The organism is uncultured Desulfobulbus sp. (assembly GCF_963662935.2).
Classification (GTDB): domain Bacteria; phylum Desulfobacterota; class Desulfobulbia; order Desulfobulbales; family Desulfobulbaceae; genus Desulfobulbus.
In genome coordinates this window covers 357,215-369,608 of sequence record NZ_CAXXTL010000003.1, presented here as the reverse complement: position 1 = coordinate 369,608, position 12,394 = coordinate 357,215, and the positions used below count along the sequence as shown (strand labels likewise).

Sequence of the window (12,394 nt, the reverse complement as noted above, 5' to 3'; positions counted from 1 at the left end):
ATGTTCTGGCCAATTGCTATTGAGCGCAATATTGGTATCCTTCTCTCAGAAGGCAAGGAAAGCGTCGCTTATATTTTGCTCCTTGCCATCAAAGGCAGGGGTATTTGAGATGGTGTTTGGGGCGCTTGCTCCCTAGCTTTGAGAAGATGAAGAAAAGAAATGCTATGCTGGCTGGGTTCCCTCTAAAAAAGAAGGGTCGGGCAAGAAGTGAAATTGGAGCCCGGATTCTGTCTTACCTCCAACCGGGCTCCTTGCTGTTGATCAGGGTGAAAGGATCTATATCGCATGAATATTTTAATTGCCGAGCCATCTAATATTTTTCAGCGAGCCCTTGAAAGAATCTTCAGGGTATACGCAACAAATGTCTTCATGGCAACATCTGGAACTGAAGCGATGGACATATACAATACAGTTCGAATTGATCTGATCTGTGTGTCGTTTTATCTTTCAGATATGGATGGTATCGAATTTGTTTCGGACGTCAGAAAGCTTAAGTTCGGCGAGACAATACCAATTTTGATGATCACATCAAAGAAAATTCAAGAGGCGACAGTAAAGAGCTTGAGCTCCGGAGCGACTGAGATCTTTCGTAAAAATGACCTTGGTGAAATTGAGAAATTCCTGAAAATATTTGCAGAACATGCACGGCAGCAGGCACAGGTCGAAGGAAACATATTACTGATTGACAAAGACCAGAAACAGGCATCCGACATTCGCGCCTTTTTCAAAGACACTCACCTTAAATTTATCCACTTCACAACCGCGGAAGAGGCAGCAGAAATTACCAGAGCCGCTGAATTCGATCTGGTTATTACAGATGTCGTCTTGGACGGATCGATGACCGGTTTTGCGCTTATCCGTGAGATTAGGGAAATCAACGAAACAATGTATCGCGTCCCTATACTCGCTATTTCTGCAATATCAAACGTCTCGCAAAAAATTGGACTTCTTCGAGCGGGCGCAAACGACTATATTCAAAAGCCAGTTCTTCTTGAAGAACTCAGCGTTCGGATGAAAAACCTGCTGCTCAACAAAAAACTGTTCGACACCGTTGAGCTTCAGAAAGGACTCCTCGAAAAAATGGCCTCCAGCGACCAGCTCACCGGACTCTACAACAGGCACTACCTTTCTGGTATTGTAGACAAAGCCATTCAGGAATCATATCGATACAAGTATCCTTTTTCAGTGTTTTTCGTTGACCTTGATCATTTTAAAAAGGTCAATGATACGTACGGACACCCGACAGGAGATGCTGTGTTGAAAGCTGTAGCAAAGCTTTTGCTGCAAACATTTCGAGGAAGCGATACTCCCATTCGTTTTGGAGGAGAAGAATTTATTATTCTTTTGCCGCATTGTGATGGAGAAAATGCAGTCATGAGGGCGCATACACTCCTCGCCCAGATCAGGGCACTCCGCCCGGCCTCCATTCCTATTTCGGCAAGCATTGGCGTCACGCAAACACCGCAAACAATTCAGGTTGGATCCGAAGAATTATTTGCCGCGGCAGACAGAGCTGTTTATACGGCAAAGTCAAACGGTCGTAATTGTGTTGTTTTTAATGAGGTGAACTTCCGGCCTTAGAGCTTGTCTGTCCCTGCCACTCACCTTTTTGAAGAGGTGAAATTGTAGCCCGGACGCAGAGCGACGGAATCCGGGGTGGGCTGCTCCTTAATTGCCCGGATTACGCTTTGGCTTCATTCGGGCTACTTGCTGGTTTTATCACGGCTATCTTCTCATGCCCGTTCCTCTTCAAATCCCCCTTGCAATCCCATGACAAATAACATTTAGTATCATTCGCATAAGGCTTTTCCCACGGCAAAACCAGCCTCTTGGAGGTCAGATGGACCGGCGGATTGTTCTAGCCTACGATGGATCGATCAATGCGGACTGGGTTGCCCGTTACGCCATCCAGATGGCGGCATCTATTCCTTGCCGGGAACTCCTCCTGATTCACATCCTCGATGGTTCCTTCACCCGTGAGCGGATCGAAGCGAAATTTGCCGCCATTGCCGCCGAATGCGAACAGCATGCCGTCACCTGCCAGAGCCTGATCCGCGACTTGAGCAGCGATGTTTTTTCCAGCCTGCTTAAGGCTATCCCCCCAGGTGAACAGTGCACCTGCCTCTGCGGCACGCGCATTGCCTCCAAGGGACGGGGCTTTCTCGCCGGCACCATTGCGGAACGGTTGCTCCGCTGCCAGCGGTTCAACGTCCTGGCCATCCGGGTAGTCAGCCCCGGACTGCTCGGCTGTCCCCGCACCTTGCTCTTTCCTTTGGCCGGTCATCCGCGCGGATTTCAAACAGCCATGCCCTTCCTGCAGATGCTGGCCGCCTCGGTTAAACGGCTCTATCTCCTGCGGGTGATGACGGTCAACCCCTTCCATTTCCGTTACATTTCCACCCTGGCCGCCAAAAAGAGGATTGCCGAAGGCCATGCGTATCTTAGCCGGATCGTGGCGGAGATCCGGCAGCAAACCGCCGGTGCCTCCTGGCATCTCGACCGCCAGGTGGTGCTCTCCGACGACTGGGCCAAGGAGATTCTCATCCAGGCGGGAAAGATCAATGCGGGTATGATCCTGCTCGGAGCTACGGAGCGCAACCTGCCCTCGCGCTACTTCTACGGCAATCGGATCGAGCAGATCCTCCGCACCACCCCCTGCGACGTCGGCATCTATCGCACAATATGAACCCGCGACCCGCCCATATCGGCCAAATTCCGCCGGACCAGGTTTACGGATCGCTGCATACCGGTCCCGAAGGGTTGACGCCGTCGGAGGTGACCGAGCGGCTCATCCACGTCGGCCCTAACCTATTTGAAGTTGTCGACCGCTGGAAGCTGCTCCGCACCCTGGGGCGCCAATTCACCAATTTTTTTGCCATTCTCCTCATCGTTTCGGCGCTCATCTGTTTTGTCGCCCACCGGATCAATCCCGAAGAAGGCATGGGGGTGCTCGGCTGGGCTTTGCTCGTGGTGGCGCTGCTCAACGCCCAGTTCAGCTTTATCCAGGAATACCGGGCGGAAAAGGCTATGGAGGCTTTGAAGAAATTTCTGCCCCACCTGGTTGAGGTCTGCCGAGGTGGCCGCATCAGCCGAATTCCGGCCGCAGAAATTGTCCCCGGTGACGTGGTGATCGTCTCCGAGGGCGACAAGATTGCCGCTGATCTGCGGATTGTCAGCTCGGATGGCTTGATGATCGATAATTCGCCGTTGACTGGTGAATCGGCGGCCATCCGGCTTACGGCCCAGATGCAGGAAAAGAGCCTGGAGGAGTGCGGAAACATCGGGTTTGCGGGCTGCACCGTGGTCAAAGGGACCGGCCGAGGGGTGGTCTTTGCCACTGGGCTGCGCACCCGTTTTGGCCGCATCGCCCAATTGTCCCAGACCATCCGCCGCACCGGTTCGCCGCTGGAGCGCGAGATTTCGCGGATGATCCGCATCCTCACCACCATCGCCTGTACCATGGGTTTTTCTTTCTTTTTGTATGGCGTGATGAGCGGCAAGCCGTTGTGGATGAATCTGGTGTTCATGATGGGCATCATCGTGGCTAATGTGCCGGAGGGACTGCTGCCCACTCTGACCCTGGCCCTGGTGATGGGCAGCCTGCGCATGGCCAATAAGAATGTGCTGGTCACCAGTCTCAACGCGGTGGAGGCTCTGGGTGCGGTGCATGTGATCTGTACCGATAAGACCGGCACCCTGACCCTGAACCAACTGACCATCACCCGGATGGTGGAACCGCGATCCGGGGCGGCGATGCACGCTGAGCGGGAACAGGAGTTAGCCACCCTGGCCCTGGCCGCCTCCGATGTCCGCCAGTCGGGGGAGCAGTTGCTCGGCGATCCTTTGGACGTGGCGGTGGCCAACAAATGGCTCAGCCTGGGGCTGGGGCAACTGGGGGTGGCGCAACAGCAGGTGGAGCGCTCTTTTGCCTTTGATGTCGAAAAACGGCGGTCAGGAGGGATTGTCAACATCGGAGAGCAGCGTTTTTTTGTGGTCAAGGGGGCCTTTGAAGCGATCCGGCCCATGGTGAGCGCGGCCGGTGCGGACGAAAACGACGGGAACGCTGTACCGCTTGCCGAACAGCTGACGGCCAGTGAAACCATCATGCAGCAGTTGGCGGCCCAGGGTCTGCGGGTGATTGCCATTGCCTATCGGCCGCTGTCCGATGCGGAAAAGGGCGAGACGATAACCGATGAGGCGGGTGCCGAGAGCCTGGAGCACGATCTCATTCTGGCCGGATTCCTCGGTATTGAAGATCCGGTTCGGCCCGAAGTGGCACCGGCGGTGGCCAAATGCCACGGCGCCGGGATCGAGGTGCTGATGATCACCGGCGATCATCCGGCCACGGCGTTGGCGGTGGCAGCCAAGGTCGGGATCGTGGCGTCCGGCTATACGACCCATCTCACCGGTAAAGCGCTCAAACAACTGACGGTGGAAGCTCTGGTCGAACAGCTGCAGCAAGGAGTGCGCGTCTTTGCCCGGACCACGCCGGAACAGAAGATGAAAATCGTCACCGCCCTGAAACACATGGATAAGGTGGTGGCTATGACCGGCGACGGGGTCAACGATGCCCCGGCCCTGCGGGCAGCGGACGTCGGCATCGCCATGGGCAAGATGGGCACCGATGTGGCCAGGGAGTCAGCTCAAATCATCCTGCTCGACGACAATTTTGCCTCCATCGTCGATGGCATCGAAGAGGGAAGGACCGTGTTCGAGAACATGAAGAAGTTCACCAGCTATGTTCTGGTGAGCAACGGCCCGGAGATCCTGCCTTACCTGTTGTACATCGTCCTGCCGGTGCCGCTGGCGCTGGGTATTATTCACATTCTTTCTATTGATCTGGGCACGGACCTTGTGCCCTCCATGGGGCTCGGCCAAGAACCCGCCGATCCTGAAGTGATGAACAAGCCGCCGCGCAATCCTGCCCAAGGATTGCTGGACCGGCAGTTGATGGTCCGGAGCTATCTTTTCCTCGGTCTGATCGAGGGAATCTGGTCGCTCTTGCTCTTTTTTTACGTGCTGCTCGATGGCGGCTGGCGCTACGGCATGCCGCTGGATGCCTCTTCGCCGCTCCATCAAGCGGCCACCGGCATTACCCTGTCGACCATTCTCCTGATGCAGATTGGCAACCTGGTGGGCCGCCGCTTTGAGTTCAGGTCCGGCCTAGACCTGGGCCTCTTCCGCAACCGGCTGATCTTTGCCGGCATCCTCATTCAGGTCGTCCTGTCCTGGGCCATTCTCTACTGGCCGCCGCTGGCACGGGCGCTGAACACTGGGCCGGTGGCGCCTGAGGTCTACGGCTTGGCTTGGCTGGGAATTGTGGTCATTTTCGCCATCGATTATCTCCGTAAAGTACTGCTGCATCGGCGGCAGGCAGGGTGGAATACAGCAGGGTAAACCGGTTGCATCGGGCAGTTGTCGTTATCACCCTTTTTTTCCTTCCGGTCGAACCCAGACGAGCAGCAGGAACGCGGCTGTCAGGGCGCAACCGCCGGAAAAGAAGAAAGCGGCCTGCGGTTGAAAGGCCTGGTAGAGCCAGCCGAAGAGGATCGATGCGGGGAGCAGCAGGGTGCCGGTGACCAAATGAAACCAGCCAAAAGCTGTGCCCTCTTGCCCGTCCGGGGCGAGGTCGGCGACCAGGGCTTTTTCCACGCCCTCGGTGGCAGCCATAAACAGACCGTAGCCGCCAAAGAGAAGAAACAGGAAGAGGCCATCGTGGCGCATCTGTCCCAGGGCCAGATAAAATAGGCCATAGGCCAGGTATCCGGCTCCAAGCAAGGGGACGCGGCCGAACCGGTCCGAGAGTGCCGACAACGGTGTGGAGCAGCACATGGCCACCAGCGAGACCGCTGCCCATAAAAGCGGTATCTGGGCCTGAGCCACTCCCAGTTCTTGAGCCCGCAGCAGCAGAAACATGTTGGAGGAGTTGCCCAGGGTGAAGAGCGCCACCACCATGAGGTAGCGTCTGAAGGCGGGTGGCATATCCCGGAGGCGCCAATCGAATTTCCGAACTGGTGGGCGGGTGACTGGCTCTGGTTCTTTGATCAATAGGGCAAGGGCCAGGCAGCAGAGCGCAGGCACTATGGACCACAGGAAAATTGCCTTCAGGCCCAGGCCCGCACTGAGCAGGAGAGCGGCGAGGATCGGGCCAACAACCGCGCCGGCATTGTCCATGGCACGGTGCAGGCCAAAGGCGAGACCGCGATTTTCCGGTCCAGCGCTGGCGGCCAGCAAGGCGTCGCGCGGCGAAGAGCGCAATCCTTTGCCTACCCGGTCGGCAAAACGGATCATCAGCAGGGCCGGCCAACTGGAGACCAGGGCGATCAACGGCCGTCCCAGGCCAGCCAGCCCATAGCCAAAGATGATCCAAGGTTTGGCACGCCGGGTGCGGTCGACGATTACGCCGGAGAAGAGCTTGAGCAGGCTGGCTGTCGCCTCGGCTATGCCTTCGATGAGGCCCATGGCCTTGGGGCCGGCCATCAGGACTGAAGAGAGATAGAGCGGGATCAGCGGGTAGAGCATTTCCGAGGCGGAATCATTGACCAGGCTGATTAAGCCGATCAACCAGACGGCGCGGGGCAAGCTGCGGAGGTTTCGCAGCATTCATCGTTCCCCGGTCATGCCGAATTCGATCGGTGTTTTAACAAAAAAAATGTTGATTTTCTCCTCCTTGAGTCGAGCGAAAAGCCGGTCGGCATCGGCCTCGCTCACCGCCATGGTCACCTCCAGAGGTTGATCGGCCAATTCAAAGAAGCCGATGGAGCGCAGCTTGCGGTCATGACCGAATCCTTCAGCCGCCGGAATCAGGGTGGCACCGCCGATACCGAGGTTTCTTGCCTCTTCCAGCAGCCATTTGGCCAGGGATCGTCCCTTGTGGTTGCGATCCTGCTGGGTGAAAAAGGTGAGTTGGTAACCGAGCATCGATGTTTCTCCGGATCAGAATCGTTTGATGAGGGCAACTGTGGCCAGGCCCAGCAGGGTCATGGCCAGGGAGCCGGCCACATGGACGGAAACCGCTGCCCCGGCCCAGAGCAGACGGCCCTGTTGCAGCAAGGTAGTCACTTCAGCGGAAAAGGTGGAGAAGGTGGTGAGGCCGCCGAGAAAACCGGTGATGATCAGCAATCGCCACTCCGGCGACAAGCTGGGCATGGTTGCAAAGACCGCCATGGCGATGCCGATCAGGTAGCCGCCGATTAGGTTGGCGGCCAGGGTGCCGAGCGGAATGGTGGGGAAGAGGGTATTGAGCGAGCGGCCAAGCAGCCAGCGCATGACCGCGCCGGCCGAAGCCCCGATACTGATCGCCAGGATGGAATGGAACATGGGTTTAATGCACTCCTTGGGCGAAGGGAGGGAGAAACACCGAGCGCATGACGCTCTTCATCGGCGGACCTGATCGAGGATTGATCCCTCCGGGCCGATCAGCTCCACTATCAGGGGCATGGTCCCGACCGCATGGGTGGAGCAGGCCAGGCAGGGATCAAAGGCGCGGATCACGGCCTCGATCCGGTTAAGCAAACCCTCGTGGAGGGTGGCGTTGTTAATGTAATGCTGTGCTGCCTGGAGGATACCCCGATTCATGGCCAGGTTGTTGTGGCCAGTGGCGATGATCAGATTGGCCCATTCGATCAGGCCATCGCTGTTGACCTTGTAATGATGGATCAGGGTGCCGCGCGGCGCCTCGGTCATGCCGATGCCTTCCAGATTGTTGACCCCGGCGACCGCCCGGACATTCTTGTCGAGAATGGTCGGCTCGGCCAGCAGCATCTCGATCATCTCCACTGCATACAACACCTCGATTAACCGGGCATAGTGGTACTGAAAGGAACTGAGTATCGGGCCTGATTCCAGGCTGCGAAACACGGACAGTTCCCGGTCGGCAAGGGGGGTGCCGCAGCGGGCAGCGAGATTGAGGCGGGCGAGCGGGCCGACCCGGTACATGCCGCCCGGATACCCCTGCGGTTTGTAATAGGGAAATTTGAGATAGGTCCAGGGTTCGACAGCCTCGCCGATATAGTCCGGGTAGTTCTGGGGATCGAGGCCCTCGGCAACGGGTGCACCTGCTCCGTCGATGATCCGCACCCGGCCGTCGTAATATTCGAGGTCGCCGTCGCGGCTGACTAGTCCCAGAAACAGGCTGGGGAAGCAGGCGAACACCCGGATGAATTCCTCGTATTGGTCCAGTGACTGCTTGAACCGTTCCAGATGTTTGCAGACAAGTGTCTTAATTTCGGGAAGTTCGCCGAGGATGGCCGTTCGTTCCTTATCGCCTAAGGGTGAATTGACGCCGCCGGGCACCACCCAGGCCGGGTGGATCCGCCTTCCGGCCAATCGTTCGATTACCTGCTGACCGAACTGGCGCAGCCTGATGCCGTCGCGGGCGAATTGGGGATCGGCCGTGGCAATGCCGAAAAAATTACGGGTTTCCGGCGGATGATCCATGCCCAAGAGCAAATCCGGGGCGGACAGGTAAAAAAAGCTGAGCGCATGCGATTGGATGAGCTGGCCGAGGTTAAGAATGCGGCGCAGTTGAGTGGCGGTTTTTGGGATAGTGACCGCCAGCAGCTGGTCGCAGGCCTTGGCCGAGGCCAGTTCGTGGCTGACCGGGCAGATGCCGCAGGTGCGGGCGGTCAGCGAGGGCATCTCGTAAAAGGGACGCCCAACGATGAATTGTTCAAAGCCTCGCACCTGGGTAACCTGAAAATGGGCGTCGTGGACCTGGCCGGAGGGGTTGAGAAACAGGCTGATTTTGGCATGGCCTTCAATGCGGGTAACCGGTTCGATGGTAATGCGGTGTTCCATGGCAGGCTCCTAGGCGCCGAACCGGGTGTCGAGCCGCAGCTCGGCAGTCTTCCCCGCAACCAGGGCACTGAGCGCGGCGAACAGGGTTTCGGCGGCGGGCGGGCATCCGGGAATAAACAGATCCACGGTGACGAAATGGTGCAACGGCAGGGCTTTGTCGTTGAGGATAGGCAGCTCTGTTGCGGGAATCTGCGCGCCCAATGGTTGTTGATCCACATAGACCGCTTGCAGGATCTTGTCAGCACCAAGGATATTGCGCATGGCCGGGATATTGCCGGTAACAGCGCAGTCGCCCAGAGCGATTAAGAGTGTGCTCCGTTGCCGTACAGTTTGCAGTTTGCGTTCATCCTCGGCCGAACTCACCGCCCCCTCAACGCAGGCGACATCGACGGCCTCGGGAAAATCTTTGACGTCAACCAGTGGGCTGTAGACAAATTCAACCGAGGCGGCCAGATCAAGCAGCCGTTCATCCATGTCGAGGATCGACATATGGCAGCCCGAACAGCCATCGAGCCAGAGGGTGGCAAGTCGCAGCTTTTTCATCGATGCTCCTGGGCGCGATTGGCCATGAGATAAGGGAGGAAAGGCCTTTTTTTCAGCATTTCTGCCACGGACTTGCCTTTTTCCGAGAGGGCGCCGGTCGGGCAGACGTGGACGCATTTGCCGCAGCCGGTGCAGGTTTCCGAGGTGCCCCATGGGGTGTCGAAATCAGCGACGATCAGGCTGCGGATGCCCCTATTCTTCACGTCCCAAGTGTGCGCACCTTCGATCTCGCTGCACACCCGGACGCAGCGGGTGCAGAGCACGCAGCGGTTATGGTCAAGGACAAAACGGCTGTGGGAGGCGTCGACGGACAGGGCAGGGTAAAGGTAGGGGAAATCGATATGATTGACGCCCAAATCGCGAGCCAGATCCTGCAGTTCGCAGTGGCCATTGGAGACACAGACCGCACAGACGTGGTTGCGCTCGGAAAAGAGCAGTTGGATGATGGAGCGGCGGTAGTGGAGGAGCCGCTCCGACTGGGTGGTCACTTCCATCCCTTCCTGAATCAAAGTGACGCAGGCGGGATGCAGTTTGGCGCTGCCTTTGATCTCGACCATGCAGAGACGGCATGAGCCGTGGCTGGAAAGCCCTTCCAGGTAACAGAGGGTGGGGATGGCAATATCGTTTTCGCACGCTACCTGGAGGACGGTTTCTGAGGCTAGGCCGCTGACTTGTTTGTTGTCAATGGTCAGGGTGAGGATTTGTATGGTCATTGGTCGACCTCCTGCGCGGATGCGGGGTCTACTATCCGGTCGAGATACTCTTGGCGAAAATATCTCAGCGTGCTCAGGACCGGGTTGGGGGCCGATTGACCGAGGCCGCAGAGACTGGTGTTTTTCACCAGATCGCAGAGCATCTCCAGTTGAGCGAGATCGGCCCCAGTGGCCCGTCGTTCCTGAAATTTGGTCAGCAGACTGTGGATCTGGGCAGTGCCCACCCTGCAGGGGATGCATTTGCCGCAGGACTCGTCCATGCTGAACTCCATAAAATATTTAACGATATCGACCATGCTTGAGGTCTCGTCAATAACGATCATTCCGCCCGAGCCCATGATCGATCCCAATTCGCTCAGGCTTTCATAGCTGACGGGGGTGTCCAGATGTTCGGCCGGGATGCAGCCGCCCGAAGGACCGCCGGTCTGAATGGCCTTGAAAGCGTGGCCGCCGGGAATGCCCCCGCCGATATCAAAGACGATTTCGCGCAGGCTCGTGCCCATGGGCACTTCGATCAGGCCTGCGTGTTTGATTTTTCCTGTGAGGGCAAAGACCTTGGTTCCTTTACTTTTTTCCGTACCCAGGCTGGCGAACCATTCGGGGCCGCGCTCGATGATCAGCGGCACATTGGCGTAGGTCTCGACATTGTTGATCAAGGTAGGGCAGCACCAGAGACCTTTTTCCGCAGGGTAGGGCGGCCGGGGCCGGGGAATGCCGCGGCGGCCCTCGATTGACTCGATCAGGGCGGTTTCCTCACCGCAGACAAAGGCGCCGGCGCCGAGCCGGATTTGGAGGCTGAGGTCAAAATTGGAGCCGCAGATGGCGTGTCCTAGGAGATTTTTTCGTTCCGCTTCACGGATGGCCAGCATAAGCCGTTTGACCGCCAGCGGATATTCGGCCCGCACATAAATGTACCCATTGCGGGCGCCGACCGCATAAGCAGCGATGATCATGCCCTCCAGCACAGCGTGGGGCGTGCTTTCAAGGACGGACCGGTCCATGAAGGCCCCGGGATCACCTTCGTCGGCATTGCAGACCAGATATTTTTTTTCGCCCGTCGCTTTTGCCACGGTGGACCATTTCAGACCGGTGGGGTATCCGGCCCCGCCTCTGCCGCGCAGGCCGCTCTCCTGGATGCGGCGAATGATATCGGCTGGTCGCATTGCGGTGATAGCCGTGACCAAGGCAGAGTAGCCGCCTGCAGCCAGATAGTCGTCGATACTTTCCGGATCGATTCGTCCGGACAGGGCGAGTACATTTTTGTGCTGTCGGGTGAAAAAAGGCAGGTCCGGCGGCAGGAGCAACCGTTGGAGCGGTTCTTTTTCCAGGGATTCGATAATCTCGCTGGCATCCTCAGGGCGCACGGTCTGGTAAGAGATATCCTTAGGCTGGATGAGGACGACCGGTCCCAGGGCGCAGAGGCCCATGCATCCGACCTTGCGCACCAAGACCCGTTCTTTCAGGCCCCGTTCGGCGATAACCCTTCGCAGGGCCGCGACGATTTCCTCATTGCGCGGGCAGCCCAGGCCGGCACAGACCAGGATGTGGTGGGCGAAACTATCGAGATAGAGCCGACGTTCATCCGCAAAACGATTCAGTTCTTCACGTTGCATCGCCCAGCCACTCCCTGATAATGGTGGTTGCTTCCTCGAAGCTTTTTTTGCCGGTGAGGGTCCCGTCCGGAAGGATGACCGGCGCCAAGGCGCAGGCCCCGACGCAGCGGACCTCGACCAGAGAGAGCCGGTTGTCCGGCGTGGTTTCTCCGGGCACCAATTGGTAATGGTCATGTATCCAGGTGAGAACCCGGTCGTTCCCTTTGACGTGGCAGGCTGTGCCGGTGCAGACAACCAGAGTATGGTCACCCTTAGGTTTCAGAGTGAAATGATTGTAAAAGGTGACAACTCCAAACACCTTACTTGGTGGTGTTTTAAGTTTGGACGAAATGTAGGCCAAGGTTGCGGAATCCAGATAACCGAAGGTCTCTTGAGCGGCATGCAGGGCCTCAATGAGGGCATCGGGACGATAATCATGGCGTTGCATGGCCAGATCGATAGTTCTCCGTCGCCTGTCATCTGGGGGGGTGAGATCGTTTGCGCAGGCAACCATGCGGCGTCTCCTCCGGGTAAAGGATGGGGTGCATCGGAAACACATTGAACACAATGCATATTTTCCTATTTCGCTGGGAGATGCAATCCTTCTTTTTGTCGGCTAGGCCACGATGGGTCAACTTTCTTCCATTTTGCACCAATATTGTCAAAATTGTCATTTCAATATTAAAATATATACAAAAATGAATTGTATTTTCGATCCCACGGAGATGGGTACGGATATTTTCACTT

Annotated in this window: 11 protein-coding genes; 3 read left to right on the top strand and 8 right to left on the bottom strand. The window is 57.2% G+C overall.

What is annotated here, in order from left to right; genetic code table 11:
* Window positions 1-285: 285 nt before the first annotated feature.
* From ACHZCX_RS20435 to ACHZCX_RS20425, 3 genes are all read left to right on the top strand, one after another.
* Window positions 286-1,581 carry a diguanylate cyclase gene (locus tag ACHZCX_RS20435; protein ID WP_319589056.1) on the top strand — a complete coding sequence of 432 codons (1,296 nt, stop codon included), beginning with the start codon at window positions 286-288 and terminating at the stop codon, window positions 1,579-1,581.
* Window positions 1,582-1,840: 259 nt separating this feature from the next.
* Window positions 1,841-2,686, top strand: a complete 846-nt coding sequence (locus ACHZCX_RS20430; protein ID WP_319589055.1) for a universal stress protein — start codon at window positions 1,841-1,843, stop codon at window positions 2,684-2,686.
* Complete coding sequence (locus tag ACHZCX_RS20425) at window positions 2,683-5,397, top strand: cation-transporting P-type ATPase (RefSeq protein WP_319589054.1); 2,715 nt, start codon at window positions 2,683-2,685, stop codon at window positions 5,395-5,397. The genes ACHZCX_RS20430 and ACHZCX_RS20425 overlap by 4 nt, the downstream gene beginning before the upstream one ends.
* Before the next feature lie 27 nt (window positions 5,398-5,424).
* On the opposite strand, the gene ACHZCX_RS20420 is transcribed toward ACHZCX_RS20425, so the two are convergent.
* Genes ACHZCX_RS20420 through ACHZCX_RS20385 form a run of 8 tightly spaced genes read right to left on the bottom strand, consistent with a single transcriptional unit; the run spans window position 5,425 to window position 12,161 of the window.
* Entirely contained in the window at window positions 5,425-6,603 is a 1,179-nt protein-coding gene (locus tag ACHZCX_RS20420) for an MFS transporter (RefSeq protein WP_319589053.1), read from the bottom strand.
* A complete protein-coding gene (locus tag ACHZCX_RS20415) occupies window positions 6,604-6,921 on the bottom strand; it encodes a DUF190 domain-containing protein (protein WP_319589052.1) in 318 nt (105 codons plus the stop codon).
* Window positions 6,922-6,936: 15 nt separating this feature from the next.
* Entirely contained in the window at window positions 6,937-7,320 is a 384-nt protein-coding gene (crcB, locus tag ACHZCX_RS20410) for a fluoride efflux transporter CrcB (protein WP_319589051.1), read from the bottom strand.
* Between the two features lie 57 nt (window positions 7,321-7,377).
* Window positions 7,378-8,799, bottom strand: a complete 1,422-nt coding sequence (locus tag ACHZCX_RS20405) for a Ni/Fe hydrogenase subunit alpha (protein ID WP_319589050.1) — start codon at window positions 8,797-8,799, stop codon at window positions 7,378-7,380.
* Between the two features lie 9 nt (window positions 8,800-8,808).
* A complete protein-coding gene (locus ACHZCX_RS20400) occupies window positions 8,809-9,342 on the bottom strand; it encodes an NADP oxidoreductase (RefSeq protein ID WP_319589049.1) in 534 nt (177 codons plus the stop codon).
* Complete coding sequence (gene hoxU / locus ACHZCX_RS20395; RefSeq protein ID WP_319589048.1) at window positions 9,339-10,055, bottom strand: bidirectional hydrogenase complex protein HoxU; 717 nt, start codon at window positions 10,053-10,055, stop codon at window positions 9,339-9,341. The genes ACHZCX_RS20400 and hoxU overlap by 4 nt, the downstream gene beginning before the upstream one ends.
* Window positions 10,052-11,668 (bottom strand): NuoF family protein, encoded by a 1,617-nt coding sequence (locus ACHZCX_RS20390; protein ID WP_319589047.1) that lies wholly within the window; start codon window positions 11,666-11,668, stop codon window positions 10,052-10,054. Before ACHZCX_RS20390 ends, hoxU begins: the two co-directional genes overlap by 4 nt.
* On the bottom strand, window positions 11,658-12,161 hold the full coding sequence (locus ACHZCX_RS20385) for an NAD(P)H-dependent oxidoreductase subunit E (protein WP_319589046.1): 504 nt from the start codon (window positions 12,159-12,161) through the stop codon (window positions 11,658-11,660). Before ACHZCX_RS20385 ends, ACHZCX_RS20390 begins: the two co-directional genes overlap by 11 nt.
* Window positions 12,162-12,394 lie beyond the last annotated feature (233 nt).